Here is a 25,011-nt window from a genome sequence, read left to right as displayed (position 1 = left end):
ATGATCAATCCTCCATAATTTCGTTAAATTCGTTTTTTGCATTCGTTACGTTCATAGCGACTCTTTTATCTGTTTTAGGAACAAGCGTTGGCTTGCCTGGTGGTTTTACTATGAGGCTTCCTAAGATTTCCTCAAATTTGGTTTTGCCCATCAGTTTTTGCATCTCGGTCAAAGGAATAAGGCTCTTACGGTAAATATCCTTATATCCACTCTCTACAGCTTTTTGTGCTACAGTATCTTCATCTTTGTACTTACGAACTGAGCGACCTTCCACAACTTTAAAACCACTCCACTCTTTCCCATGGTTAACTGCTGCATCTGTGGCATAAGCAGTTATTTCACCCGCCCACTTCGTGAGATCAGGAATAATGTTTAGAATTTCTTCAATCTCACTATCTGTAAGCAGTGGTGGCATCTTAAACTCCTTCTGGGCCAGTTTGAGCTTTTCATCAGCTCTTGCACGGCATCTTATGGATGCTCTGCAGAAAGTACACCACGGGCCAGGGATATATTCACCTTCTCCTTGATAGGCTTTTGCTGCCTTAGGTTTTAGTTCTTCTTCTGCCCAGGCTTTAAGTTCTTCTACAGGAAGAGTCCAGGTGCTGACGTTTTCTCTTCGCGGCTGAAATATTGTCATTGATACTTCTTTGATGTCGTAGAGACTGTCATAGATTTCAAGAGCCCCTAATGCATAGAGTTTCATCTGCGGATTGTTTTCTGCGTCCACAAGGACTCCAATTCCGTATTTGAAATCCACTATGTGAAGCCTGTCATCTGAAATGATTACACAATCTCCCGTACCAAATCCATCTGGTACATAACAAGAGAAGTCAAGACGTTGTTCAATAAGAACGATAGGGTCAGTACAGGACTTTCTTGCAAGTTCTACCTGCTCCATGATGAAGGCAACATAGTCATCTGTGCATTCTTCCATTTCATCTGAATCATACTCTGACACGGGCCTCTTACTTCTGATGTGGAGAGCCTTTTTCAGTTTGTGTTCTGAGAGTTCATGTGCTGCAGTACCTGCTTTTGCCGCCTCTCCACTTGTGTTTTCAAACTCAAGTTCAAGCCTTGCAGATGGCAAGCAGTGAAGCCATCTGTGTGAAGAAGATGCAGATAGTATTGCGTGATTACCCATTGCCAAGAACCTCCGCATCTTTCAAGATGTCAGCATAGTAGGCCTTGTCAACTGCACTGAGCTTATCCGCACCATACTTCCCGATAATAGCTCTGACTTCCGCAGTAAAACCAAGCTGGCTTTTTTCAGCAAGGATCATACGCACTTTTTCAAGTGGGATATCCGGCTCTTTTGCTGTTTCCGACTTTGTGTCAGGCACTTCTTCAGGTGCAGCATCAACTTCCGTCATTGCCTTACATACCACTTCTATGCTGTCTGCAAGGCTTCGCATATCGCTTACCACATCAAGCAGTAACTTTACTTTGCTCAAGTTCCTTTCCTCCTTTCGTAGTCTCACAGATAGCAAGTTCCTGGACGCTATCTCCTGGAATCAGAATTGTTACACGCTGTTTATCTCCAAGGAGGAAACGTAGAATGCGCTCCCTTACGGTGACATTACGGCAAGTAACGATTCCGCCTGTCTGTGGCATTTTTGAAACACTGATCTTCAGGTTGTGTTTCATATCCTTCACCTCTTTCTGAAGGGTCATTATTTGTTCCCCTCTATCTGGTAGCCATGAGATGGATGGAAATCTGACGCTTTTGGGAAAAAAAATAATGCCCTCAGAAGTTTTAAACCTCCAAGGGCATGTTGCTTACTTATTCAATTTTGATAAAGGCATCAGTAAAACCAGCAGCTTTTACTCTGGCTAGCATGGCATCTGCATTGGACTTAACACTATAGGCTCCTACCTGAACTCGGTAAAGCTTTCTAGGAGTTGAAGACGCAGGAATCGTCAGTAGTTTTTTTACATCAGCCCTAAAGGTATCCATGCTTTCTCCATGCTTCTGGAACCAATGAATTGGGTCTGCATGATTGCTTGCAATTCCCTTTCTATGACCCTCCGCGTGGCCAATTATATCCTTTTCTGTCAGACCATACTCCTTACAGAGATGAGCACAAAGATTCACTGCATTGTTCCAGGCTTTTCTGAAGTATGTTTCGTTCTTCTTCACATCATAATCCACCATGTTTGAGCCTCCGGAGTAGCAGAACCCACCTGGCTCGCACATCTCAATGCCGATATGGGTGTTATTGGCCTCCCCTCCCGCATGCCAACCCCTGTGGTTCCATGGCAGGTACTGCCAGATTTCCTTATCATCCACAAATGCGTGGACACATACCTGCCGCTTTATCTCTCCGGCTTTGTAAGACCTGTTCCACCTGACATACCAGCTTGAGGCCATCACTCCCGGTGTGGCAGTGGAGTGGACCATGATTCCCTTTGGTGATATTTTTCTTCCTGCAGTGTAGCAGTCATTCCTTGTCATGTATTTTGTTTTCAAATTATCTGGTGCCATCCTTCTCCCCTCCACTCTTGAGCTGCTCCAGGACATCCCTGATTTTCTGCGGTACGGGCAATCCCAATCTTGTGGAGTTTTCTATTATGCTTATCCCTTCATTGGACAGATAAAAAAAGATGACCGCCGTGCGCAATGCACTGCCATCACCTATGATATTGCTGTCAATTACGTGGGCAATTCCTACAAGCGTGAATATGACCACTTTCCTGAAGATCCCTTTCGCTCCGACATCACTGGAAAGATGCTTCTCAAGGACTGCACACATCACTCCCAGCAGATAGTCCACTATGACAAATGTAATCAGGGCATACAGAAATCCATCGTATCCTCCCATAAACCACCCCAGCCAACCCCCTGCAGCCGCAAATGCCATCTGTGTAAAATTCCAAATCTCCTTCACCATTGTCCCCTCCTTTGCTTATCCGTTTTGCTTTTTAAATTCGACATTAAGAAACCCTGCAAAGTCCGATTCCTACAGGGTTAACCATGTGTAGTTGTCGCTGGAATCCTTTATGCATATATATGCCTGATCGGATATCCCAACGTTTCCTTCCAAAAAGAACATCTGACCGCGCAACTCCTCTATTGGTGTTGGAAGGGATATCCCACTGTTGATCCCTGCTGATATCATTATCTGCTTGTTCAGGGTTTCCTGGGTCACAGAAACGTTCACTCCCGCGGCTATCTCCACGGCTCCAGTGAGTTCATCCTCTCCGTCTGCCCTTATGCTTGAAACCCTTGGCACCGACTCATGAAGATCTGCAGCATGTCTTGCTAGATTGTAATACTGGGGATGGTCATCCTCATCCAGATTGTTCAATAGTCCATGGACATGGTTGTGAGCCAAAGGTGCTGATACTTCAGTAGATGGCGAGGTCAGTGTAGTGCTTCTGCTGAACTGAGCCATCCTGTCCACAAGTTGTGCAATCCTTATGTCGTGCTCAAGCATCACGTTGTTAAGCTCAAGGGTGTACTTGAGATGCCCAGTGTCATTGTCTTCCTGGCAGGTTATCCCCTTTACCCTTAGCCTTCCGTCAAAACCAATCTCGTCAGTCCCTTCAGGAGGGATTAGCCAACCTATCCAGTCCCCCAGCTCATAGCTCTTGAATGGAGCCAGCCTTTCCCCTGAGTCGTCAAGGAAATCAGTGACTGTTCCCTGTATTCCCCATGCCGCATAGGCGGCTGTGGCAAGGAATGAGTTCCCGTAGCTTTGGAGTGCGGACCACTCGCTTTTTATGTTTCTTGCCTGAAGATAGCCTTCCCGCCTTCCCCAGGAAATCTGTCCCTCTGCATGGACCGCCTCAACAATTGCTCCTCCCTCACCCTCGACAAGAACAGTATTTGTAACCTTGCTTGCATCGCTCTGGTTCTGGTGGGTTATTATTGCCTGGGATGGCCTGTACCTTACCTCCTCATACTTGTTTGTCCCCTTTGACCTGTACAGCTTAAGCTTAAGATCCGGTGTAAGCTCGTAGTCGAAAAGGCCCATTCCCTCTCCCAGACGATTTGCCACTTCCAGCAGAGGTGTCCCTGCATGGAATGAGATGCTTGTTGAATCTGTCCATGGGTTTCCTATGGAATCCTCATCTGCCGTAAAGTCCAGCTCGATTCCAACCAGCGCTCCCCTACTCTTGGCTTCAGTTATCAGTTGTCTTAGTATGGCGGCTCCTCTAACACCCACAAACTCTCTTTCAAGGCTTTCAGGTGTTGGCATTCCTTCAGGGTAGACTACCGCTGTCTCAAGTATGGACAGAACTCCCCGTCCCGATACCTTTATAAGCTGCTGCTCGCCTGAGTCAACATACTGCGGATTCCTGCTCTCGATAATCCACTTGAATATGCTCCGCCCTCCGATCTTGCAAAGGATAAGGTTCTGGTCCCTTATCAGGTCCCTGTTTCCTCCATCGGCATCTAACCTTGATATCGTAAGCTGTCCGCTTCCTGGATTGTTCATAAGGAGCTGAAATGTCTTGTCAGTTGCCGATTCAAGGTATGCCACAACCTTGTTGGGATTGCTCCTGTCGCAGACATACAGCTCAAGACCTGTCTCCTCGGCGAATTTCTGAACCACCTCAAGGCCGATCACATTGCTCTCCCTCACAGTAGGGACTGTCAGCACAACTTTCACTGCACCGCTCTGCGCCGAGTCTGGAATCTGAAACTCTATCTCAGTCCAGCTCCAGCTCAGTACATTGCATAGTGTAGCACCAATATACACAAATCCCCCATAACCCCTCAGGGCCCTGTCCGGATTGTCCGGATCATTCGCATCGGTTTTGCCGAAGCCGTTCCCTGATATTGTGATTACGGATCCAGTCTCTGCCCTTGTCGATGAAAGGCTTCTGATATATGGGAAAGGCGGGTCATCTGTTATGGTTTCGTACTGGTACAATGCTCTTTTGTTGCTGAAGTCTGGTCCATATTTAGCAATATTCTCATACTGGTACAATGTCCTTTTATTTTTCCAATCATTGTACTTAGTAATGTTTTCGTACTGGTAAAGTGTCCTTTTGACTGCTCCAAGCTCAACCTTAATGGCCATTGTCTCTGATACCGTAGTTCCATCTGTGTTTGTTGCGATAACCCTCCAGTACCAGAAGCCTGAACTCAGCGGTGTTGCTACGGTAAAGTCCTTTGTTGTTCCGCTGGTTACAGCTATTACCGTCTGGGTTTGGTAGTATGATGTATTGAAGGTCCCTATACGATCCACTTCAAGGGTTATATTTGCATCCACATAATCTACTGGATCCTCATAAAGCACCGATAGGGTTGGAGTCGGGGATGCAGTGCTGGAACTGTCAGGAGGGTTTACTAGAGTTAAAATTGGCAATCCCATGGTATCTCCCTCCTTTTATGTCCAGCTTCCTACAGAAGCGATAATTCTACCGTCCTTGGGTCCTAATATTAGTAGTGGCGGTCCGAGCTCGTTCTTTAGATAAATCGGGCTGCTCTCCGCCCCTGCACCAAGACTTGTGATATCAAGCACCGTGGTCCACGGACCACCGGAATTCCAACTCATGAGAAAGTCCGTGTGGTTTAGCTGAAGGTTTATATTGTTTGCAGTTTTGGATGAGCTTGCGTTTTTTACCTTGACCTGTCTGAACTGTGTTGTCCCTTCAGGCCTGTCTCCCCAGTCGGTCAGAGCCGTCAATTCAGCTACAGTTCCTGCATCAACAAAAAGAATGTCATCAGGGGTTTCACCTGAATACTTAAATCCATACAGATGGATGGAGTTCAAAACATTTACATCCCCACTTCCATCATACAAATTTATCCTGAAAATCTTGATTGGCCCTGAAAATGACAGTGGCAATATATCGTTCCTCCACGCATCAGCCCTAGTGCTTACCAGCGGTGACCACACAGGAGTTTCCCATGTTCCATCTATGCCATTGGTTGAGTTTGCAGACCCTTGCAGTGTTATTGAAGGACTATCGATGTCAAAATGAACGAACGCTATATGGGTGATTTCCCTTAACTCGGGAAAGAAGAACCAGAAAGCATCTGAATCCCTGTTTCCATAACCATATGACTGGATGAATGGTGCTATGTTCAGTTGGTTTTGCAGCTGTATTTTCTGTGCACTGGTAGCCCAGGTCGCAACTCCAGCACTGAATGAATTTGAAATTCCAGTCCTTCTATGTCCCACTTCTGTTCCATCGATGTCATATGGTATTCTCCTGCTTGGTATCACGGGATATGGCATTACTCCTCACCTGCCTTGTGCGCTTTGACTACAACATTGATTAAGGATTCCTCGACTTCCTCGTCCACCCACAGGGTAAGTATGTTTCCGTTTGTGAAAACCCTAAGGTGCACCTCTGTCCCTTCCTCTGTGAATCTCGGAGCAAGCTCAGGTATGGATGCATAAATCTCCTCCATCAGCTTTGCAGGGTTAACTTCCATTTTGTATGTTATGGCCTTTTTGCCTTCCTCTACTTCTCGCATTTTCTCCCCCTCCTAAAAATACGCTGGGTAAAACTCTATGCTTGCCGTTCCACCTGTGGCTCCGGCCTCAATCTCCAGCTGGTTGTAGCCTGCCTCGAGAATCAGCCACCTTGGGTCTCCTCCGTGCGCCAGGGCTGCAATATAGTTCTCCCCTTCCTTTGTGCAGGTGTAGTCGTTGGTGTTTACTATGACGCTTTCTCCCGAGTTGATGCTTCCCTGGTACTGAAGCCAGATGCCGTTCTCAAGGTTTGTAATCTTTGGCGAGTCCATAGGTCCGTTCATAGTTATGATTGCCTTGGTTGTGGGTGCAGTTCCTGTATTGTTTATGGTTTCAGTCTGGCTTGAGCTTGTAAGGCTGATGCTTTCCGTTAAGGGGTTCAGTCCATAGAAGAAGGGGTCGGCAAGCTCAAACTCCAATGCGAATTTCGAATATCCAGGGCTCCTTATGGCAAAGTTCACTCCTCCGAGAAGCTCAGCCTGGGCCTCCCGTATTTCTCCGTTTCTCATGACTCTTCTAAGGGTGTGAAGTCCAGACTTCCCGATTGCTTGAAGGAAGCTGTCTATGTTTTCATCAAGATCCTCCTTGTTCTCTCCCTTGATCCACATGGATAGCACCATCTTCCTGGTGTCAAACCGCTTCTTTATCCACCTGTTTCCGTTATGGAAGGGAATCTGGATATCACTTCCCCTGTGCTTTGGCACACCAATCCCCTCAAGTACCTCCTCGACATCCCACTTCCCCCTGGACGACAGTTGCAGGCCGTTGTATACCCATAGTTCCTTGCTCATCTCTCCACCCCCTAAACAAGCCCGTAGGAGTGCTTCATCAGAGTCAGCCTTATGCTGTCAGATGAGGCTTCGGCCTTGGGATTGTTGATTGTTATCTCATAGTTGTTTACTACCTCCTGGCTGCCTGATACAAGACCGGCTCTGTCCATCTCCCCCTTGAGGTTTGCTGATGCATCCACATCTATGGAGAGACCTTCAAACTTTGTTGGGATTGCCCTTTTCATATCTTCCTCGACAGTCCTCATCTCCTTGAGGAAACCATCCCCGAGACCCTCGCCCATGTTGGTTCCTATGCCGGCAAATACCTTTGACGGGGATTCGATCCCAAGCACTCCCTTGACTCCTTTGACTATTCCGGTTAACATCCCTTCAACCTTGGTCCTCAGCCAGGTGACCATTGATGCTATACCATCCCACAGCCCTTCCACTATGTCCTTTCCAACCTGAAGAACTGAAGGCACTGCCTTTGCCAGCCCTTCAACCATGGCCTCTATTATCTGGGGAAGCTGGGACACCAGCTTTGGTATGGCCTGAATAAGACCTGTTCCAAGCTGGACTGTAAGCTCCACTCCCATGGCGATTAATTCCGGTATGCTTCCTGTCAGAAATGTTATGATGCCTATTATTATTGCCGGCAGAGCCTCTATAAGATCAGGCAGGGCATTCAGGATACCCTGTGCAAGACCCGAGATTATCTGAAAAGCAGCCTCCATCACAAGGTCTATATTCTCGATCAGTGTAGCCGCTATCAGTATAACCGCCTCCACAATGGATGGCATCAGTTCCGGAAGAGCCAACCCCAACCCTCCTGCAAGTGCTGTAAAGAGCTGAACCGCCGCATCAACAAGAAGCGGCAGGCTGGCTATAAGGGCCTCTGCTATTGTAATGACCGCTTCTACCGCAGCAGGTATCAGCTCAGGCAGGAGCTCGAGGATTGTTCCAAGGACCTGCTCGAACAGCTCAGTTGCAGTTCCAAGAAGTATTGGAAGCAAATCTCCCACGGCAGCCAGGATAGCATCTGTTGCTATCGGCATTGCGGCTACTACATTCTCAAGGACGGGTACGATGTTCTTTACAACTGACTGGAAGGCATCAACAAGATTCTGCGTAAGGTTTTGCATGTCAGCATCTGCATTTCCAAGTCCTGCAGTAAATGAGCCAAGGGCCGCCTGCATCAATCCTATCGATCCTGTTATTGTCTCTGTGGATTCCTTTGCGAAATTTCCTGCGTACTGCTCTGTGCTGTCAAAGAACATCTGCATTGCGACCTCGGCCTTTTCAGCCTGGGTGGCTGTCTTCCATGTGAAGTCAAGTCCCTTGGCAAGTGCGTAGGCTTCGACGTTTGTTGCATTCATGGCAACACCAAGGTTGTCCATCATGGTGAAGTTTCCCTTTGCAGCTCCTGCAACTGAATCCAGTGCCATCTGCATGTCTATTCCCATTACCGATGCCATATCCGCAGCCCTCTGCATTGCCTTTTCCGTCAGCTCAAGGCTCTTCTGCTGCTCAATCCCTGAACCCTGGAACAGTGCGCCCATCTTATTTGCCGTTGCCAGATAGTCGCTTTGTGATACGCCCAGGTTCCTGTAGGCTTCCTCGCCTGTCTTCTGGATGGATGTAGCATATTTACCGAACACTGCCTCGGACCCACCAAGGTTCTGCTCCAGCTCACCGAACTGCTGGACCACCTCCTTGCCCAGCTTTATTGCCGCTGCACCTGCCGCCACAACAACCGATCCCATTGCGATTCCTATTCCCTTCAGGATTCCACCGAATTTCTCAAACCTCCCACCGGCATCATCAGCGGATTTGCCTGACTCCTCCAATGAATCCCCAAGGTCTTCAGCTTCCTCGGCAGACTCCCTCAGCTCCTTTTCCATCCTGTTCAGGTCAGCATTGGCATTGTTGAGCTGAATCTGCCAGGCTTTGGTCCGCTTGTCATTCTCTCCGAAGGATTCAGACGCATTCTTGAGGGCTGACTCCAGGGTCTTCACCTTGTCCTTCTGGGTATCAATCTCCTTGTTCAAAACCTCATTCCTGGCAGTCGCTGCCTTGATTGACTTGTCCTGTTTATCAAACTGGGATGTCACAAGGTTCATCTCGGAGCCCAGCACCTTGAAGCTTTGGTTTATTTCCCTTAGGGCATTCTTGAACTCCTTCTCTCCCTCAACGCCAATCTTTAGTCCAAAGTCCGACATGGTTTCACCTCCTTTAGGGCATGAAAAAAGACACCTCATTTGAAGTGTCTTCAAAAATAACATTTTTATAATTCAGTTAAATTAGCGATTGGATAATTATATGCTTCATTCTACCCTAAGTTGGCAAATGGAAGCTTCCCATACACATTTTCAAACTCGTCTAGTAATTCTCTCTCCAGTACAACGGCATTCTCATGTTCTTTACAAACATACCAGTAAATTCTAAAATTCTTGCTATTTCTATGCTGCCACAAATATTTTCCACCCCTATGAGCAGCATCTATATTATTCCCAAATTTAAGTAATGTTCGAATCCTAGTTTTTAACTCTGTTTGATATGGCACACCATTTTTTCTAATACCTCCCGCTTTCCCTATATATAAAATATCTGCACCTTTGACCCAATTGTCTCTTAATACTTCAATACCAACATTAGGGTCTTCTCCCTTGTAATATCCACCTGTTCCAGGGTTAATAAAAATATCCTCATCATCAGGGTTGTTAAGCACAATAAAATATACTCCTGATTTACTTGGCACCTTGGACATAGCATCTCTTTTCGAATACAAATATTCGTTTACAGTGATACTATCTAACATATTGAATCTTTGAATCATTTCATTGGTAAACTTACAATAACTATTCATGCCAACCCCTCCAGTTTATAGAATATGTTTAATTATACCATATTCCATAACTCTTCTTATAATCCAGATGGAATAACATCATCAATACAGTGTATCGTTTTCGGCCTTGAGATGCCAACAAACTGCTTGTGGCACTCCCACAGATCAAGAAGATGTCCCAAGGGCATCAGCCATACTTCCTCTTCCATGCGGTTCAGATGGACTGTCCCATAATACAACAGTCGGATAAACAGCTCTTCGTCGCTTACCCGACCTCCTCGTTTTTTGAGGGTTCACTCTCCACATTCCTCTTGGTTCCCCTCACCATGCTCGCCATGATGGCGTTCTTGTATTCCGAAAGGTCAAATGGGGTTGTGAGGAGTTCCAATTCCTCTTCTGTCAACAGGTCCCTTCTGTCATCCCTGTTCCTAAGATTGTGAATAAGAATGGACTGGTTTGCCAGAAGGGTTATCAGCCAGACGATCTCATCAAGGGCCATCTCGAAGTTCTCCGACTTCATAAGTTTTGCTCCCAGGTTCTCCAGTCCGCCGTACCTCTTTGCTATCTCCTTGGTGGCCTTTGTTGTAAGGATCAGGGGAAACACCGTCCCCCCGATAGAAATTTCAGTGCTCCTATTTTCAGCCGACTCATCCAGTTTGATTTTAGTATCCTTAGCCATATTAACCCCCTATATTCCAGTTGTGAAATCCGGCTCGTAGACAGTTCCGAACCATCCGGTTATTGTGGATTCAAGGACTCCTGTGTCCCCCTCCGTCACCTCTGCCTTCCAAGGGTGCTTGTCCTCACCATCAGGTTTGTTTCTTCTGAATACAGTGCCTTCTATGGTGGGACTGCTAAATGTGATCGAATCACCCTTGGTGGCAAGGCTTGTGGCGGGTACGCTGAATATGACCCTGTAAAGCCAGAAGTACCTGTACTTGCCATTTGCCTTCTTTGCACGAAACCCTATGGCAACAGGGTTCCCTCCATCCTCGCTCCTTGAAACAACAACATTGTTGCTGTCCACTACGCAACCCGTCAGGTCCTGGGCAGTAGTTGCACCAATGTCATCCACCCCAAGGCTAAGGGTTCCGCTTTTGAACTCCTTGACAACCTCGGCAGGTCCGTCGTCTGCATACAAAATTGCCTCCACCAGTTCAACGCCAAGTTCCGCCGTCATTGCCTTGGCCAGCACCCTGGGAGTGTCGTAGGTCTCGTGACCACTGGCATCCTCTGTTATCTTCGCGTAATATAGACTGTCAAGTCCTATTGTAGCCATCTATTCATCCTCCGTTTCATATTCTTTCATTACGTCAATGGCGTAATGGTGATATTTAGAATCATTCTCGTAGCCCACATACCGCCTGTCCGTTATGGTCATTCCCCCTGTTTGGAGTGCCTTTGTCAGTTCCTTTTTACGCTTGATGTAGTTCCTCCTTGTGAACAGGGACAATCTTGCTTCCGAAAGGACCATATGGCTTTGATCGTCAGCAAAGAGGTCAAGCCTGTCTAACATGGGTGTGATAACCAAGTATTCCTCCGGTGGTTCGTCTGAAAAGACACCGGTCTCCACTGGAATCTTCAAGGGCTCCAGTATGCGGTTCAGATCTGCAAGCAAGCTCATAGCTTTTCAATCTCCTTATTAAGTTCTGCTTTCATGGTTTCAATGCATGACTTCCGAGAAGCGGACTTTGCTGGCTTCAAGAAAGGCTTTGGTGGCTGACCTGATTTACCATATTCAAGGATATTTGCAATCTTGGCATTGGCATCTCCATCACTACGAGGTTCATTGAAACCAATCTTCACATTGGAGTTTCCGTTCTTATCTATCTTTGTAGGTGAAAGGCCCAGTGAAGTGACAAGCTCGCCAGTAGAACGACTTTTTTCTTTTGTACCATTTCCGATAACTCCTTTTAGGTTAGCTTTGACTTTATCAAGAACAACCTCACCTCCAGCTTCTAAAGCTTTAGAAACAATTTCGTCAGTTTTATCACCAAGTTTTGAGAGCTTCATTAAAAACTCATCGGGCATACGCATTGTTGCTTTAGCCACTTGGCACCACCTCCTTAACCAGCACTTCAATATACATTCCACGGCCTTTCACATCTTCAACGGATGTTATTTCAAATCTCTTATCGTTATGAATGAGCACCATGGATGTTGTTATGGCTAGACCAGGGATGCAGCGAAATCGAAAAAGGTCTGTGGCTTCAGAGAAGGATGCTCGGTTTGCCCAATTCTCATTGCCATGCCGGCCTTCACGGTAAGCCCTGACCGAAGCTACAATGTTATCAACCTCAGTTTTGAAGCCTTCAGCATCCTTAATAGTGACGCGCTCAACAATATCGATAAAGGTATTCATTTTTCCAAAGCTCATGGCTACACCTTCCAGTCCCGATCAAGTCTGAGTAAGAGATTGACCGTATTCCAAACCTGCTGTCCAGCCTGAACATTATCTGAAAAGAAACCACCGGTACTGCCGTCCCTGGATTCATAAAAGTGGGACGACAGCATGATGATGGCTTGTTCTGTAGTGGCTGGCATAACTGCTTCGATATAATGGTTTTCAGGAAAATGCTGATAGCTCTCTGCGTACCGCGTGGAGGCGGTGATGTACATCTCAAGCAGTTCATCGTCCGCCGAGTGTTCAAGAATGAGGTTCGCTTTTACTTTTTCAAGCAGTGTCATACCGCCACCATCCTTTCATTAATCTGAGTTCATTAGCCCTGCTGCTTTAAGTTTGGTAATAAGGGCGTTGAAATCTGTCACCAAATCTTCTACAGTGGCAGCAGTACTTGAGGCTTGATTATCGAGAACAGGGAGGCCAGTAACGACCGCCCCATCCTTGATTTCAAGAGTTCCACCAATGACGGTTTTATCTCCGCCCTGTTCGGTAAAGTTCTTTGTGTTATAACTCATAGTGCACCTCCATTACGCTTTCTGCTGAAGCACTTTGATGGCCTCAGGCAGAATCAGCTTTCCATCAACACGCTGAGTGGCAACAAATCCCACCTGCCCGGTGGCAGCATAGAGCTCATTCAGTCTTTTAAACACACGACCCTGACGATCCGCCACCCAGTAGTAACCAAAGTCACCGAAGACGATGGACTTTGCAGATGCGGCGATGGTAGGAGCATAGGCAGAGGTATAAACAGGTCTGTTCAAAATGGTATCTGGTGTTCCAGCCTGAAGCGAAGGTTGCCAGATATATTGACCCTGGCCATCTTTCAGTTTTCTAATGGCCTTAATGGTCGCATCGTTCATGACGAAAACGGCCTTGTTTCTGTAAGGCGATTTAAGTGAATAGAAGAGGTCCAAAACTTCATCAATGGAAATAGCAGTGGCACTTGCTGCGGTTACGCCAATTTGCGCGCCACCAGTGGCCGCAAGGATACCCGTAGGCTTACCAGATCCATCTCCAATGAAGAAGGCATCTTCTTCCTTGTTACCGATACGTCTTGCAAACTCCTTGGCGATATAGTTTTCGAGATTAAACACGCTGTCATTAAGCAGTTCTTCAGATACCTTTATCATGGTACCCAGCTTGTAAGCGCCGATGGATACCTGTCCAAAGCTATCATCGCTTTCAGGAATTGCACCTTCCTCATCAATCCAAGAAGCGGTTCCTTTGGAGGCAACAACAGGAATCTTACGATCGCCAGAGGCAGTGGAAATGACATTGGCCAGCTTTCTAAAGATATTCTCTTCATCCAGGGCTTCAATAAGAGTACGCTCGAACTCATCTGGTACAAGATATCCACCTTCTGTGTCGGTTCCAATCTGCAGTGCGTTCTTAATCACTGGATCAAGCCCTTCACCAGAACGGGTTCTCATGGCATTCCAGAATGCTTTCTGGTATTCAGCAGAAGCTCTACCAGATTTAGATTCCATACCTTGGAAGATAGGCTTTCCGGTAAGTGGAGTGTTAAGTGGCTTTGAAAGCTCGCGGTCAAGGGCCTCTTGTTTTTCAAGACGATCAATCTCTTTACCAAGGGCAACCACATCAGCTTCCATTTTTTCATAGGTTGCAGTGTCTTCGGCGGATACAATTCCATCTGTACCTCTTTTGGTATCCAGGAATGCTTTAGCAGCTTCCCAGGACTTTGCTCTTTTTTCACGCAGTTCAAGAATTTTGTTCATAGTGTTTTCCTCCTAAAATTTAGTGTTGAATCAAAGAAAGCCGCTTTTCTAGCGACTCAATAGGGGTGCCAGTATTCTCTTTTGGTAGCTTAGGTTTTACCTTATCCAGCAAGGAGTTGGTAACAGCTCTGCGGCTGAAGGCATAGGTAAAGTCCTCGGTCTGATTTCGTTTCTTCTCACCCTCCAAAATGCCATCAGCAAAGCCAAGCTCGATGGCCTTCTTTGCATTAAGCCAGGTTTCTGCATCCATAAGATGGGAGAGCTTTGTTCTTGACTGGCCTGTCTTGATTTCATACGCATTGATGATGCTCTCTTTAACTTCTGAAAGCATGGAGATGGCTTTTTTCATTTCCTCGCTGTCCCCAATGGCCACGGTAAGAGGGTTATGGACCATCATTAGGGCTGTTGGTGCCATGAGCACCGTTGTCCCAGCCATGGCGATGACAGAGGCGGCAGAGGCAGCAATTCCATCAATCTTTACGGTAACAGTGCCTTTGTAATCCATCAGCATGGCGTAAATCTGACTAGCAGCAATGCAATCACCTCCTGGAGAATTAAGCCAAATAACAATGTCACCCTCGCCGGCTGTAAGCTCTGCTTTAAATGCCTTAGGTGTGACATCATCATCGAACCATGAGTCTTCGGCAATAACGCCGTCTAGGTAGAGTGTTCGGACACCAGTGTTTTCATCTCGTGCCCAGTTCCAAAACTTCTTCATTTAGGTTCCTCCGTTTCTTTAATATTTGCGAACGCGCCTGCGTCCTGTAATTTAGTCATGGCCCCGTTGATGAGGTAGAGGTCGCCACCAAGTGACTCTGGAATCCTATCCAGATTTTCAAGTTCTCTGATATCATTGGCACTCATCCAACCGTTCTGCCTTGCAGTGGCATATCCACTCATTCGACTGACGTAGTCACCACGCAGAAGGCCATCCACATTAAACTTGATAAAGACACTAGGCTTCTCGCTTTCCATGAGCAGTACCCTACACATGGACTGTTCCCAACGGACCACCCATGGATCAAGTGTATATTTTACGAATTCCATTGATTGCTGTTCGATGTTACTGAAGGATGACTTCTCAAGGTCAGCAAGCATATGTGGTGGGACTCTAAAGATACGAGCGATCTCATTGATCTGAAACTTTCTAGTCTCTAGGAACTGAGCTTGCTCAGGTGAAATACCAATGGGTTGATACTTCATGCCTTCCTCAAGTACAGCCACCCGGTGGGCATTACCGCTTCCTTGGTAGGCAGCATTCCAGGATTCTTTAATCTTCTGAGGGTCCTTGATGGTACCGGGATGTTCTAAGACGCCACCCGGTGAAGCCCCATTAGCAAAAAACTTAGCTCCATATTCTTCCGTAGCTATGGCAAGGCCTACAGCATTTTTCGCCATGGCAATGGGTGAATAGCCTACCAGCCCGTCAAAGCCAAGACCGGGGATATGAAGGACGTCTGATGGTGAAAGATACACTTGATGTTCTCTACCAAGAGTAGGGACATCTTCATTGCCACGCTGATACAAATAGAAAAGCCGACCACTTGAATCGCGATCGACGGTCATTTTATTTGGCATTAATTGGTAGAGAGAAATCACTTCACCTCTTGCATTTCTAATAATCTGAGCATAGGCATTTCCCCATAATAAAAGATGACTCATCAGCGTTTCTCTAAACGCAAAGGAAGTCATCTCAGGATTTGGTTCATCATGGAGCAACTTGTAAAGTGGGTGTTTTAGGTTTTTCTCCTTTCCGCCTGAATCATTGTATTTGTAAACATGAAGAGGCAAACCAGCTAAGGTCTCCGATAAGATTCTCACGCAGCTATACACTGCGGTCATTTGCATGGCGGTTTGCTCATTAACTGGCTTACCAGCACTAGTACTTCCAAAAAAGAAGCTGTAATAACTTCCTGAAAGAGTATTTTTAGGTTTATCACGCGCCTTAAATATCCCTTGCAATATTCCCATGGACATCACTCTCCTTTAAATGGGCATGAAAAAAGCCCCATTTCTGAGGCTAAACTTTAAGTGGCTTGATTTGTTTTATCCTATTTTTCTTTCGATTTCATCAAGCTCATATCTGATCTTTTCATCTGAATAACAATGATATTCTATATGCTTTTCTCGCTGCAATCTGCCAATAAGGATATATGGCGGTACTTTCATTTCTTCACATAAATTTCTGATTGTTGTAAGAGAAAAATCCCCGGTGTCAACAAGCTCTTTGTATTTAATCGGATCTATCAAAAAATCTGCTGCAAATCTATCTGCCTGAGTTTCGATTTCGTTTTCCGTTCCTTCGTAATCAATCAAACGATCTTTTATGTCTCCGTTGATAATGTGTCCTATTTCGTGAAAAAAAGTGAACCAAAAAACATCTGCATACTTTCTTCGAAAAGTCATGATTAGACTTAAAGTACCATCATTACCTTTCTTAATCACACCCTGAACAGGAGCTCCAGTAAAATGCTTAGCTATAGCAAACTTTATTCCACATTCAGCTAGATACTCCTTCAGTCTAACATGTATCGTTTCAACATCTTCGAATGTAAGAGCTTTAAATAAAGGAAGTTTCTCTTTCAGTAACTCAATATTCAATTCGGTTTCTAGTTGTTGACGTTTGGTTATTAAATCAGTAATTCTAAGCCAAGTAAAGAGAATATCCGCGTCAATGTTATCAGAAGAGGCTAAACGATAAGCCCCTGACTGCGAAATTTCACCAATATGAGTCAGTTTACTTATATTCAAAAGCTTTCTCCATACAATAACTAAAAGTGAACCTTCTGCGTCAAGATCGATTAATCGGATATCTTTAGCATAGTCTGTTAATCTTTTTATTTTTTTCAATATACTAATTTCTTCACTTGATATTTCATTTAGCTCCTCATAATCAGCCAACTCCTTTTCATAGTTTGACTGAAGATTTATCCAGAAACTCGCATCAATACCTAAGGCATATTCCAATCTTTTCGCAAATGAAACAGAAATAGGTTTTTTACCTTTAACAATAGCACTAATATGAGGTTCCTTCACATTAGTTCTTATAGCCAATTCTCGTTGACTCATTTCTTTGTCTTCCAACATTTCTTTTAAAGTTTCTCCCGGATGTATTATAAGATCACGAGATAAGCCAATCAATTTTTCTGCCATGATAATCCATCACCCCCTTGATAATTACTGTTTCACACTTTTTTAATTCTTCAGGATCTAAATTTATTGAATCTGGTTTTACTACAAGTCTAACATTTCCAGTTATGCTAATCCCATAGTACCCCTTCAAATTTTCAAATAATGGGTGAGGTTTCCCCAGTCCGGTCATTAGATAAATGCTGAAGTTTGAAGAGGCTTTTAACTGATTAAGTCTTTTCTTGACAGTTTTTGTTTTTTCATTTCCAATTTTCTTTTTCATTAAATCAAAATCAGTAAAAATATCTTTAACAGAATCATTCTCATATTCAATTAGCACTCTTAATGACCACCCCTCCCCTCAAATTAACCATTTAGTTAACTTAACTTATCGGTTAACTATATTGTAGTATAGTTTTTACCAGATTACAAGAAAAATATTCAATTTATATAAAGTTCTTTTTATTAAAACACAATCAACCCTCGATCGTCATAAACAGAATTGCCGGCTTCTCCACCACAGCGAATCGCTCGGTCAAGAGCCATAATTGTAGCTACAGCACCGTCAATCTTTTCTGTGGATTTCTCTTTGTCTGCTTTGATATTGCCAGCAGGATCGGTTCTAATAAAAATGTTATCCATCATCCAGCGAAGAACTGGGTGACCACCGTGAGCGATTTTCTGCTCTAGTGTGAGTTTCATTAGTTCCTTAGTTGGCGGAGACATATCTTTGAAGCCCTGACCAAAAGGTACAACGGTGAATCCTAAATTCTCTAGGTTCTGTGTCATCTGAACTGCTCCCCAGCGGTCAAAGGCAATCTCACGGATGTTATATTTCATTCCAAGTTCCTCAATGAAAGTCTCGATGAAACCGTAGTGGACCACGTTACCTTCGGTAGTTAAAAGGAAGCCTTGCTTTTCCCACACATCATAATTTACGTGATCCCGTCTAACCCTAAGGTCAATGCTGTCTTCTGGTATCCAGAAGTATGGAAGAACCACATACTTGTCATCTTCATCCATCGGTGGGAAGACCAGTACGAAGGCTGTTATGTCAGTGGAAGAGGAAAGGTCCAGTCCACCATAGCAAACGCGACCTTTGAGGGCTTCTGGATTTACCGGGAAAGCACAGGCATCCCATTTATCCATAGGCATCCAGCGAATAGCCTGCTTAACCCATTGATTGAGTCGAAGCTGTCTGAAGCTATTTTCTTCAGCGGGGTTTTGTCTTGCAGACTCATAGGCCATTTTTACTTTATCCATGCTGACAGTGATACCAAGGGATGGATTTGCTTTCTTCCAGACCTTTGGATCGGACCAGTCATCTTCAAGATCTGCGCCATAAATGACAGGATAGAAGGTAGGGTCGTTTTTTCTTCCAGCCATGATATCCAGGGCTTTTTGATGCACTTCCCAGCAGATGCTGTTTTGATTATCTCCAGCAGTGGTGATTAGAAAGTACAAGGGCTGCATCCTGGCATCACCACTACCTTTGGTCATAACATCATAGAGTTTTCGGTTTGGTTGTGTGTGGAGCTCATCAAAGACAACCCCATGGGTGTTAAAGCCGTGTTTGTTTCCAACATCCGCTGAAAGCACTTGATAGATGCTTCCAGTAGGTTGGTAGATCAATCTTTTCTGTGAGTCCAGAATCTTTACCCGCTTGGATAATGCAGGGCACATTCGCACCATATCAGCAGCCACGTTAAAAACGATGGAGGCTTGGTTACGATCTGCAGCACAGCCATAAACCTCAGCCCGTTCTTCGTTATCTCCACAGGTCAAGAGCAGGGCAACAGCCGCCGCGAGCTCACTTTTCCCCATCTTCTTTGGTATTTCTACATAGGCAGTATTAAACTGGCGATAACCATTTGATTTTATGGTTCCAAATAAATCACGGATGATTTGCTCTTGCCAATCTATCAGTTCAAAGGGTTTTCCTGCCCAGGTTCCTTTGGTGTGGGAAAGGCATTCAATAAAACCGACTGCATAGTCCGCCATCTCCTTGCTGTAATGAGAATCCTTCGCCATGTAAGAGGTTGGTTTATACTTCTTAAGTTTTCGGATATGCGGACACCTCCTTTAAATGACATAAAAAATAGACCCTAAGGTCTTCTGTAACGAGGAAAAGAGCCATACAGCCCTGTTCCTTTATGTGTTTCTATCTTGTTGTTAATTGTATTTCTTCATGAATATTTCAAGTGCAGCTTGCGCATTGGCGTCGATGGGTTCAATGTCCCAGCCTCTATCAAAGTTTGCAATGATCTGGCCATCTCGCTTAAACATCAGTTTTGATATTCTACCCTCATCAATGCCGTAAGGGGAGCCTAAGTCAAAGCTCTTAATCCAGTAGTGAATGGTTCTGTTTTCGACTTCGATTTTGCCTTCTCTCCACATGGTCTAACCCCCTTAAATGCTAACCAAGATGGCTGGTAGAATTTGCTTTTCGCCGGTCTGCCAGTCGGTGAAGCTTGTCTTAACCTTGGTAAGTCCGTCTATCCTACAGCCCTGCTTTTCAAATTCGGCTAGGGTTGCAATCAGCCCTGAGAAGGTGCTTGAAATGGTAATGTGGTCGATTCCATAGGCTCTGCAGGCTTTAACAATGGGTTCAATGTCGTAATCCCAAATGACCTCAGAAAAGTCGATGGTGTCGTTTCCTGCTTCCTTGCTTCTTTCGTAGGCCCAGTACATGGTGCTGTTGATTCCAGACTCCTTAAAATTTGCGCCAGTTGCCTTGGCTTCTTCAAATGCCTTGATTTCTTTCATGTTCTCATCCTCCATTTAGTGTGGTTTTGTTTTGGTATTACATATATCACTCTAAACGAGAATAATAGCAAGTCATTTCTGTAGTAATAGAGCAGGTTTTCAGTTTAATCTTCAATCGCACAGTAGCGTGGATAGTCGTAGCCTTCAGGATTGGTGAGTATCTTTTCACCGGTGTCTTTGTTGATGACCCTAATGCATCGAAGCTCACCTTTTTCGTTGGTGCCGCCATCTGACTTCTTGATCCAGGGCTGGTCCTCTAGAAAATCACTGGTGAACTTCTTAAACTCTGAATCACTGAGTTCAACTTCTCGAATCACAGTGTAATCAGAACCAATGACGCCATCTTCCTTTGCTTCTTCAGTTGCTTCTTTTAGTTCCTTAAGGTTGTAGAACTTTCGACCAAATAATGCCTTCATTGCTATGACTCCTTCCTGGATTTTTCATCGATGACCTTGCAGGAATCAATGCCGTAAACCACATTCAAGCTGCTGCCGTTGTCCCACTGAATCATGATGGAGCCTGTGTCATCCACGCCCCACACGGTGCCTTTTGTGCCCGTTGGCGGTGCTTGCACATCATCCATCCAAAGGAGCTGGACCCTGGCGCCAGCGGGGTACTGCTTGCGTAGGTGGGCCAGTCTTTCTTTACTGATCGGTTTCACTTGGAGCACCTCCTTTGAAGGCACTGCTGCCGGATAGGTTTTGAAGGAGAATCTTTCTGTGGGTTTTGAATTCCTCTCCAATAAATCCGAGGCGGAGAAGGAAGCATCGAAATGCGTATTTTTCATTATCGACGTCTTTCTCTTTTACGGTGATTCTCTTTTGGGTTTTCGCCATCTCACACAGCTTTGTAATGAACTGGGAGTAGGCTTTTATCTCGTCTGGGTTTGGCAGTTTTGAAAACCAAGGGAAGCTAATACGTTCCTCGTCGGCTTTAATGGGAAGGGCATCCACATCAAGCGCTTTCTTAATAAGCTTGCCTTTTGCATCTAGAAGTTTGGCTAGCTTTTCCAAAGCTTCATCAGAGAGGGAGTCTTTTGGAATCTGGATGATGAGTCCAGTTTCCTCAGGTCCCGCTTCAGCAGGAGCGGGTTCATCCGCCTCAGCTTCAAACCCTGCATCTTGAAGCTTTTTCATCAGCGTCTTGATATCTTCCTGAGCTACTTCGGTGTCAAAGGTAAGTTCACCGCCTTTTCCGATGTGGTAGGGTCCGACCTGGTAAGCACAGGATGGAACTCCCAGGTATTTTGAAGGAACCTCTGTGATTTCACTGATGAGCTTCACCAGCTTTTTACGTTCGTTACCAGTTACGTTGTAATTGATTTTCATGGTATTGACCTCCTTGTTTTTTGCTTACTACATATATCACTCTAAGTGATGTTAATAGCAAGTCTATCTTTCGATAGTTGTGTTATTTGTTTTCAGGGAGGTCGCTGTAGCGGTATTCTTTGCCATCACGCAGGAGATAAACATCATCTGAAGTCTGTGCTCCGGAAATGTAGCGTTCAACTATAACATCACAAAACTTCTCATCAAGTTCAATGGTGTGACAAATTCGCTGAGTCTGGTCACAGGCAATAAGCGTACTACCAGAACCGCCAAAGGGATCAAGGACGATACAATTGCTAAGACTTGAATTGAGAATCGGATGGGCCACAAGAGCCACCGGCTTCATTGTTGGATGGGAACCATTCTTCTTAGGTTTTTCAAATTCCCAGATGGTGGTTTGCTTTCGATCAGCGTACCAGTTGTGCTTGCCTTTCTTCTTCCAGCCAAAGAGCACCGGTTCATGCTGCCACTGGTAAGGAGACCTACCAAGGACCAGGGATTGCTTTTTCCAGATACAGGTGCCGGAGAGGTAGAAGCCAGCTTCAGCAAATGCCTTTCTGAAGTTAAGCCCTTCCGTATCTGCGTGGAAAACATAGATAGAGGAGTCCTGGGTCATGACAGCTTCTGTATTGGTAAAGGCTGCCAGTAGGAATTCATAGAAAGCAGAATCACCCATGTTGTCGTTCTTGATTTTTCCGGCAGACCCTTCATAGTTTACATTGTAAGGGGGATCTGTCACCACAAGGTTTGCCAGCTTTCCATCCATAAGAAGCGTGAAGGTTTCTGCCTTAGTTGAATCCCCGCAGACAAGTCTATGGGGGCCCAGCTTCCAGACGTCACCAAGTTTTGTCATGGCGGGTTTTTCCAGCTCTGCATCCACATCAAACTCATCATCGTGAATACCTTCTTTCAGGGAATCCTTAAACAGGTCATCCAGTTCAGAAGAATCAAAACCAGTAAGAGAGACATCAAAGTCAGCACCCTGCAGATCAGCAATAAGAAGAGCTAGCTTATCCTTATCCCAGTCGCCACTGATTTTATTTAGGGCAATGTTGAGCGCTTTTTCTTTATCTTCATCCATCTCGATGACCACACACTCAACTTCAGTCATTCCTAAATCCAGGAGCACTTTCAATCTCTGGTGGCCACCTACAACTCTACCAGTGGTCTTGTTCCAAATAACTGGTTCTACATATCCAAACTGCTCAATGGAGCATTTAAGTTTATCGTATTCTGCATCCCCGGGTTTTAAATCCTTACGCGGATTATAGTTAGCGGGAAGTAAGAGCTTAGTTTTCAGTTTTTCAATCTTCATATCTTTCCGCCACCTTTCTTAAGTTTAGATTGAAATCCACGTTCTCCCACGGGAAGAGTGATGAGTTAAAATGACCGTAGGTTGCTGTATCAGAGTAGATTGCATTTCGAAGGCGCAGCTTTTCAATGATAGCAGCTGGTTTCAAGTTAAAAATCTCTTTTACCAGATCACTTAAATCTTCGTCACTAATTTTCCCCGTGCCAAAGGCTGTCACATTTACTGAAACTGGATTTGCTTTTCCGATGGCATAAGAAATAGCGACCTCGCATTTATCAGCAAGCCCGCTCCAAACAATATTCTTAGCAATGTACCTGGCCATATAGGCACCGCTTCTATCAACCTTAGTCGGGTCCTTTCCGCAGAGTGCGCCACCACCATGGGAAGCCAGACCACCATAGGTGTCCACCATGATCTTTCTTCCAGTAAGTCCCGTATCAGCAGCAGGACCACCTTCAACAAACCTGCCTGAGGGATTGATGAGAATTTCCGTATCATCATCCAGTGGGAAATCCTCGAAGCACTGCCAGAGTACGTTGTTTAAGATATCTGATTCTAGCTGCTTTTGGGTTTTATCTTCGTGGTGCTGCACAGAAACTACCACAGTTTTAACGCGGACAGGTTTATCTCCATCATACTCAACAGTAACCTGTGCTTTGCCATCGGGGAGGATACCCTTGATGATTTTTCCTTTGCGACATTCATCAATACGCTTGACGATTCTATGAGAGAGAAGTAAAGGTAGCGGTAGCAGTTCACGGGTTTCGTTGGTAGCATATCCATAAACAGTGCCTTGATCACCAGCACCGATGGAACCGTAAGGATCAATAATTCCATTTCTTGCTTCAAGTGCTGTATCTACGCCAGCAGCAATATCTACACTTTGATGATGTACAAACACAAACACTGTAAATTTCCAAGGACTATATCCCACCTCACGAAGTACATTTTTTACGATAAGGCGGATGTTAATTTTTTCGCTGCAGGTGATCTCGCCCGCCACGATGATTTTTCCTTTAGTAGCCATGACCTCACAGGCCACACGTGAAGCTTTGTCTCTGCGAAGACAAGCATCCAATATGCTATCAGCGATTAAATCAGAAAGCTTATCAGGATGTCCCTTGCAGACGCTTTCTGCGGTTCTGTAGTTTTTACTCATATCATTATCTCCCATCTATTTTTATTTGCCCCTACGAGCAGAAAGAAGTCTCTCCATTACATCATCCTGAGGATTTGCTCCTTTGTAATCGCCAGTACAGTTTTCTTTTACGATCTGGAATATCTCAAACCACAGACGATTGGTCTGGTTCATGTAGTTCTGGCCCATGGATACATAAGGACTTTGAATGGCATTTCCTGTGGTGGGGTGTTTAGCAAGAAAACCATATTCAGTAATTGCTTCTTCACACTGAATCCACCTGGCAACACTCATAGCGTACCTTTCAAGGAGCTGTGGAGAAACCAGAGCAGCACAGCCACGCTTATCCAGCCACTGCCATGTGGCTTTATATATTTCACCTGCCACCAGAGCCTTACCATCTTTTTGAATGGCTTCAAGCATCTTGTTTGGTTCAGGCATTTCTTGTCCCTCAAGGTCTGCCGTATCGGAAAACTCCATCACAGTCAGTTTCCTGCCACCAAGATTGCCTTCAGCTATTTTGTCAGCCAGAGGTTTCTTTTTTGCCCCTGCACCAACACGAGCGCCACCTCTGTTCGTACCGTCTTTTGCCAATGATCACACCTCCTTTACAAAGAGGGGGCTATACCCCCGTTTGAATCTGCGTTTTTTAACACGAAGCCCCAGCCCGCTGTCCGAATTGAAAAGTTGTAGGGATTTTACCTCCCCCAGCGGTCACCACTCTCAGCAGTGATCTTTGAGTGACATGACTTACATAGGGCCATCAGGTTACTGGTTTCATTGCCACCGCCTTTGGAGAGAGGGAGAATGTGGTGGACTTCTTCGGCGGCTACAATTCGTCCGTTCTTATCACACGCCTCACAAAGAGGATGGGCTTTGATGTAGCGGTCCCTGATGCGTTTCCATGACCTGCCGTAGCGTTTGTTGGATGCAGGATCTCGTTGGTACTGATTGTATCGTTTTGTTACCACCTTCTTATGCTCGGCACAGTATTGCTCGTTTTCTGCAAGCCGACCGCAGCCTGGGTAAGCACAAGGACGCTTAGGTTTGTATGGCATGAGTTCACCTCCTTTGGGCATAAGAAAAGCCCTCGTGGGTTGTTCCCATGAAGGCTTGTTTACATTATTATCTCTCAATTATAGCGTACTAAAA

At 45.3% G+C, this 25,011-nt stretch carries 33 protein-coding genes; all 33 read right to left on the bottom strand.

The annotated features are described in order from the left end of the window. Positions 1-4 precede the first annotated feature (4 nt). The gene (locus EAL2_RS03035; protein WP_025434951.1) at positions 5-1,141 is read right to left on the bottom strand and encodes a DUF2800 domain-containing protein; all 1,137 of its coding nucleotides are present in this window, start codon (positions 1,139-1,141) and stop codon (positions 5-7) included. After that, a complete protein-coding gene (locus EAL2_RS03030; protein ID WP_025434950.1) occupies positions 1,134-1,451 on the bottom strand; it encodes a hypothetical protein in 318 nt (105 codons plus the stop codon). Before EAL2_RS03030 ends, EAL2_RS03035 begins: the two co-directional genes overlap by 8 nt. Next, positions 1,426-1,671 (bottom strand): hypothetical protein, encoded by a 246-nt coding sequence (locus EAL2_RS03025; protein WP_330375782.1) that lies wholly within the window; start codon positions 1,669-1,671, stop codon positions 1,426-1,428. Before EAL2_RS03025 ends, EAL2_RS03030 begins: the two co-directional genes overlap by 26 nt. Positions 1,672-1,780: 109 nt before the next feature. Next, positions 1,781-2,482, bottom strand: coding sequence for an N-acetylmuramoyl-L-alanine amidase (locus tag EAL2_RS03020; protein WP_038601663.1), 702 nt, complete (start codon positions 2,480-2,482; stop codon positions 1,781-1,783). Next, entirely contained in the window at positions 2,469-2,888 is a 420-nt protein-coding gene (locus EAL2_RS03015; RefSeq protein ID WP_456299447.1) for a phage holin family protein, read from the bottom strand. Before EAL2_RS03015 ends, EAL2_RS03020 begins: the two co-directional genes overlap by 14 nt. 69 nt (positions 2,889-2,957) lie before the next feature. Further along, positions 2,958-5,321 (bottom strand): IPT/TIG domain-containing protein, encoded by a 2,364-nt coding sequence (locus EAL2_RS03010; protein WP_025434946.1) that lies wholly within the window; start codon positions 5,319-5,321, stop codon positions 2,958-2,960. A 15-nt stretch (positions 5,322-5,336) separates the two neighbouring features. After that, positions 5,337-6,191, bottom strand: a complete 855-nt coding sequence (locus EAL2_RS03005) for a hypothetical protein (protein WP_025434945.1) — start codon at positions 6,189-6,191, stop codon at positions 5,337-5,339. Next, on the bottom strand, positions 6,191-6,433 hold the full coding sequence (locus tag EAL2_RS03000; RefSeq protein WP_025434944.1) for a hypothetical protein: 243 nt from the start codon (positions 6,431-6,433) through the stop codon (positions 6,191-6,193). The genes EAL2_RS03005 and EAL2_RS03000 overlap by 1 nt, the downstream gene beginning before the upstream one ends. Positions 6,434-6,445: 12 nt before the next feature. Further along, the gene (locus EAL2_RS02995) at positions 6,446-7,222 is read right to left on the bottom strand and encodes a phage distal tail protein (RefSeq protein WP_025434943.1); all 777 of its coding nucleotides are present in this window, start codon (positions 7,220-7,222) and stop codon (positions 6,446-6,448) included. Between the two features lie 11 nt (positions 7,223-7,233). After that, the gene (locus EAL2_RS02990) at positions 7,234-9,420 is read right to left on the bottom strand and encodes a phage tail protein (protein ID WP_025434942.1); all 2,187 of its coding nucleotides are present in this window, start codon (positions 9,418-9,420) and stop codon (positions 7,234-7,236) included. A 110-nt stretch (positions 9,421-9,530) separates the two neighbouring features. Further along, entirely contained in the window at positions 9,531-10,067 is a 537-nt protein-coding gene (locus EAL2_RS02985; protein WP_025434941.1) for a hypothetical protein, read from the bottom strand. Between the two features lie 244 nt (positions 10,068-10,311). Then, complete coding sequence (locus tag EAL2_RS02980) at positions 10,312-10,725, bottom strand: hypothetical protein (protein ID WP_025434940.1); 414 nt, start codon at positions 10,723-10,725, stop codon at positions 10,312-10,314. Between the two features lie 9 nt (positions 10,726-10,734). Beyond that, the gene (locus tag EAL2_RS02975) at positions 10,735-11,325 is read right to left on the bottom strand and encodes a major tail protein (RefSeq protein ID WP_025434939.1); all 591 of its coding nucleotides are present in this window, start codon (positions 11,323-11,325) and stop codon (positions 10,735-10,737) included. Next, on the bottom strand, positions 11,326-11,670 hold the full coding sequence (locus tag EAL2_RS02970; RefSeq protein ID WP_025434938.1) for a hypothetical protein: 345 nt from the start codon (positions 11,668-11,670) through the stop codon (positions 11,326-11,328). It lies immediately after the preceding gene. Continuing rightward, positions 11,667-12,098: an HK97-gp10 family putative phage morphogenesis protein gene (locus EAL2_RS02965; RefSeq protein ID WP_025434937.1), complete on the bottom strand. Its 432-nt coding sequence runs from the start codon at positions 12,096-12,098 to the stop codon at positions 11,667-11,669. The genes EAL2_RS02970 and EAL2_RS02965 overlap by 4 nt, the downstream gene beginning before the upstream one ends. Further along, positions 12,091-12,423: a head-tail adaptor protein gene (locus tag EAL2_RS02960; protein ID WP_025434936.1), complete on the bottom strand. Its 333-nt coding sequence runs from the start codon at positions 12,421-12,423 to the stop codon at positions 12,091-12,093. The genes EAL2_RS02965 and EAL2_RS02960 overlap by 8 nt, the downstream gene beginning before the upstream one ends. 2 nt (positions 12,424-12,425) lie before the next feature. Continuing rightward, positions 12,426-12,734 carry a head-tail connector protein gene (locus tag EAL2_RS02955; RefSeq protein ID WP_025434935.1) on the bottom strand — a complete coding sequence of 103 codons (309 nt, stop codon included), beginning with the start codon at positions 12,732-12,734 and terminating at the stop codon, positions 12,426-12,428. An 18-nt stretch (positions 12,735-12,752) separates the two neighbouring features. Further along, entirely contained in the window at positions 12,753-12,965 is a 213-nt protein-coding gene (locus EAL2_RS02950) for a hypothetical protein (protein ID WP_025434934.1), read from the bottom strand. A gap of 12 nt (positions 12,966-12,977) precedes the next feature. Further along, the gene (locus EAL2_RS02945; RefSeq protein ID WP_025434933.1) at positions 12,978-14,186 is read right to left on the bottom strand and encodes a phage major capsid protein; all 1,209 of its coding nucleotides are present in this window, start codon (positions 14,184-14,186) and stop codon (positions 12,978-12,980) included. Between the two features lie 19 nt (positions 14,187-14,205). Then, positions 14,206-14,904 carry a head maturation protease, ClpP-related gene (locus EAL2_RS02940; protein WP_025434932.1) on the bottom strand — a complete coding sequence of 233 codons (699 nt, stop codon included), beginning with the start codon at positions 14,902-14,904 and terminating at the stop codon, positions 14,206-14,208. After that, on the bottom strand, positions 14,901-16,157 hold the full coding sequence (locus tag EAL2_RS02935) for a phage portal protein (RefSeq protein WP_025434931.1): 1,257 nt from the start codon (positions 16,155-16,157) through the stop codon (positions 14,901-14,903). The genes EAL2_RS02940 and EAL2_RS02935 overlap by 4 nt, the downstream gene beginning before the upstream one ends. Positions 16,158-16,232: 75 nt before the next feature. Continuing rightward, entirely contained in the window at positions 16,233-17,339 is a 1,107-nt protein-coding gene (locus tag EAL2_RS02930) for a HigA family addiction module antitoxin (protein WP_025434930.1), read from the bottom strand. Then, on the bottom strand, positions 17,308-17,655 hold the full coding sequence (locus tag EAL2_RS02925) for a type II toxin-antitoxin system RelE/ParE family toxin (RefSeq protein WP_025434929.1): 348 nt from the start codon (positions 17,653-17,655) through the stop codon (positions 17,308-17,310). The genes EAL2_RS02930 and EAL2_RS02925 overlap by 32 nt, the downstream gene beginning before the upstream one ends. 125 nt (positions 17,656-17,780) lie before the next feature. Continuing rightward, entirely contained in the window at positions 17,781-19,346 is a 1,566-nt protein-coding gene (locus EAL2_RS02920) for a terminase large subunit (protein WP_456299446.1), read from the bottom strand. A gap of 141 nt (positions 19,347-19,487) precedes the next feature. Then, on the bottom strand, positions 19,488-19,712 hold the full coding sequence (locus EAL2_RS02915) for a DUF7678 domain-containing protein (RefSeq protein ID WP_025434927.1): 225 nt from the start codon (positions 19,710-19,712) through the stop codon (positions 19,488-19,490). A 12-nt stretch (positions 19,713-19,724) separates the two neighbouring features. After that, on the bottom strand, positions 19,725-20,081 hold the full coding sequence (locus EAL2_RS02910; RefSeq protein ID WP_025434926.1) for a DUF7698 family protein: 357 nt from the start codon (positions 20,079-20,081) through the stop codon (positions 19,725-19,727). A gap of 104 nt (positions 20,082-20,185) precedes the next feature. Continuing rightward, positions 20,186-20,497: a hypothetical protein gene (locus tag EAL2_RS02905; RefSeq protein WP_025434925.1), complete on the bottom strand. Its 312-nt coding sequence runs from the start codon at positions 20,495-20,497 to the stop codon at positions 20,186-20,188. A gap of 2 nt (positions 20,498-20,499) precedes the next feature. Further along, positions 20,500-20,742, bottom strand: a complete 243-nt coding sequence (locus EAL2_RS02900; protein WP_025434924.1) for a DUF4314 domain-containing protein — start codon at positions 20,740-20,742, stop codon at positions 20,500-20,502. Next, a complete protein-coding gene (locus EAL2_RS02895; RefSeq protein ID WP_025434923.1) occupies positions 20,726-21,409 on the bottom strand; it encodes a virulence protein in 684 nt (227 codons plus the stop codon). Before EAL2_RS02895 ends, EAL2_RS02900 begins: the two co-directional genes overlap by 17 nt. 82 nt (positions 21,410-21,491) lie before the next feature. Then, positions 21,492-22,724, bottom strand: coding sequence for a site-specific DNA-methyltransferase (locus tag EAL2_RS02890; RefSeq protein ID WP_025434922.1), 1,233 nt, complete (start codon positions 22,722-22,724; stop codon positions 21,492-21,494). Next, positions 22,714-23,880 carry a methionine adenosyltransferase gene (gene metK, locus EAL2_RS02885; protein WP_025434921.1) on the bottom strand — a complete coding sequence of 389 codons (1,167 nt, stop codon included), beginning with the start codon at positions 23,878-23,880 and terminating at the stop codon, positions 22,714-22,716. Before metK ends, EAL2_RS02890 begins: the two co-directional genes overlap by 11 nt. A 21-nt stretch (positions 23,881-23,901) precedes the next feature. Then, positions 23,902-24,453: a P27 family phage terminase small subunit gene (locus EAL2_RS02880; RefSeq protein WP_025434920.1), complete on the bottom strand. Its 552-nt coding sequence runs from the start codon at positions 24,451-24,453 to the stop codon at positions 23,902-23,904. A 104-nt stretch (positions 24,454-24,557) separates the two neighbouring features. Next, entirely contained in the window at positions 24,558-24,917 is a 360-nt protein-coding gene (locus EAL2_RS02875) for an HNH endonuclease (RefSeq protein WP_025434919.1), read from the bottom strand. Positions 24,918-25,011: the final 94 nt, after the last annotated feature.

Origin of the sequence: Peptoclostridium acidaminophilum DSM 3953, from assembly GCF_000597865.1 — a bacterium.
Taxonomy (GTDB): domain Bacteria; phylum Bacillota; class Clostridia; order Peptostreptococcales; family Peptostreptococcaceae; genus Peptoclostridium_A; species Peptoclostridium_A acidaminophilum.
This window is presented reverse-complemented; position numbering and strand designations above follow the sequence as displayed.

Excerpts from the sequence above, each read along its gene's own strand:
- EAL2_RS03035 (WP_025434951.1), bottom strand. The coding sequence starts at position 1,141 with ATGGGTAATCACGCAATACTATCTGCATCTTCTTCACACAGATGGCTT.
- EAL2_RS03025 (WP_330375782.1), bottom strand. The coding sequence starts at position 1,671 with ATGACCCTTCAGAAAGAGGTGAAGGATATGAAACACAACCTGAAGATC.
- EAL2_RS03020 (WP_038601663.1), bottom strand. The coding sequence starts at position 2,482 with ATGGCACCAGATAATTTGAAAACAAAATACATGACAAGGAATGACTGC.
- EAL2_RS03015 (WP_456299447.1), bottom strand. The coding sequence starts at position 2,888 with ATGGTGAAGGAGATTTGGAATTTTACACAGATGGCATTTGCGGCTGCA.
- EAL2_RS03010 (WP_025434946.1), bottom strand. The coding sequence starts at position 5,321 with ATGGGATTGCCAATTTTAACTCTAGTAAACCCTCCTGACAGTTCCAGC.
- EAL2_RS03005 (WP_025434945.1), bottom strand. The coding sequence starts at position 6,191 with ATGCCATATCCCGTGATACCAAGCAGGAGAATACCATATGACATCGAT.
- EAL2_RS03000 (WP_025434944.1), bottom strand. The coding sequence starts at position 6,433 with ATGCGAGAAGTAGAGGAAGGCAAAAAGGCCATAACATACAAAATGGAA.
- EAL2_RS02995 (WP_025434943.1), bottom strand. The coding sequence starts at position 7,222 with ATGAGCAAGGAACTATGGGTATACAACGGCCTGCAACTGTCGTCCAGG.
- EAL2_RS02990 (WP_025434942.1), bottom strand. The coding sequence starts at position 9,420 with ATGTCGGACTTTGGACTAAAGATTGGCGTTGAGGGAGAGAAGGAGTTC.
- EAL2_RS02985 (WP_025434941.1), bottom strand. The coding sequence starts at position 10,067 with ATGAATAGTTATTGTAAGTTTACCAATGAAATGATTCAAAGATTCAAT.
- EAL2_RS02980 (WP_025434940.1), bottom strand. The coding sequence starts at position 10,725 with ATGGCTAAGGATACTAAAATCAAACTGGATGAGTCGGCTGAAAATAGG.
- EAL2_RS02975 (WP_025434939.1), bottom strand. The coding sequence starts at position 11,325 with ATGGCTACAATAGGACTTGACAGTCTATATTACGCGAAGATAACAGAG.
- EAL2_RS02970 (WP_025434938.1), bottom strand. The coding sequence starts at position 11,670 with ATGAGCTTGCTTGCAGATCTGAACCGCATACTGGAGCCCTTGAAGATT.
- EAL2_RS02960 (WP_025434936.1), bottom strand. The coding sequence starts at position 12,423 with ATGAGCTTTGGAAAAATGAATACCTTTATCGATATTGTTGAGCGCGTC.
- EAL2_RS02955 (WP_025434935.1), bottom strand. The coding sequence starts at position 12,734 with ATGACACTGCTTGAAAAAGTAAAAGCGAACCTCATTCTTGAACACTCG.
- EAL2_RS02950 (WP_025434934.1), bottom strand. The coding sequence starts at position 12,965 with ATGAGTTATAACACAAAGAACTTTACCGAACAGGGCGGAGATAAAACC.
- EAL2_RS02945 (WP_025434933.1), bottom strand. The coding sequence starts at position 14,186 with ATGAACAAAATTCTTGAACTGCGTGAAAAAAGAGCAAAGTCCTGGGAA.
- EAL2_RS02940 (WP_025434932.1), bottom strand. The coding sequence starts at position 14,904 with ATGAAGAAGTTTTGGAACTGGGCACGAGATGAAAACACTGGTGTCCGA.
- EAL2_RS02935 (WP_025434931.1), bottom strand. The coding sequence starts at position 16,157 with ATGGGAATATTGCAAGGGATATTTAAGGCGCGTGATAAACCTAAAAAT.
- EAL2_RS02930 (WP_025434930.1), bottom strand. The coding sequence starts at position 17,339 with ATGGCAGAAAAATTGATTGGCTTATCTCGTGATCTTATAATACATCCG.
- EAL2_RS02920 (WP_456299446.1), bottom strand. The coding sequence starts at position 19,346 with ATGGCGAAGGATTCTCATTACAGCAAGGAGATGGCGGACTATGCAGTC.
- EAL2_RS02915 (WP_025434927.1), bottom strand. The coding sequence starts at position 19,712 with ATGTGGAGAGAAGGCAAAATCGAAGTCGAAAACAGAACCATTCACTAC.
- EAL2_RS02910 (WP_025434926.1), bottom strand. The coding sequence starts at position 20,081 with ATGAAAGAAATCAAGGCATTTGAAGAAGCCAAGGCAACTGGCGCAAAT.
- EAL2_RS02905 (WP_025434925.1), bottom strand. The coding sequence starts at position 20,497 with ATGAAGGCATTATTTGGTCGAAAGTTCTACAACCTTAAGGAACTAAAA.
- EAL2_RS02895 (WP_025434923.1), bottom strand. The coding sequence starts at position 21,409 with ATGAAAATCAATTACAACGTAACTGGTAACGAACGTAAAAAGCTGGTG.
- EAL2_RS02890 (WP_025434922.1), bottom strand. The coding sequence starts at position 22,724 with ATGAAGATTGAAAAACTGAAAACTAAGCTCTTACTTCCCGCTAACTAT.
- metK (WP_025434921.1), bottom strand. The coding sequence starts at position 23,880 with ATGAGTAAAAACTACAGAACCGCAGAAAGCGTCTGCAAGGGACATCCT.
- EAL2_RS02875 (WP_025434919.1), bottom strand. The coding sequence starts at position 24,917 with ATGCCATACAAACCTAAGCGTCCTTGTGCTTACCCAGGCTGCGGTCGG.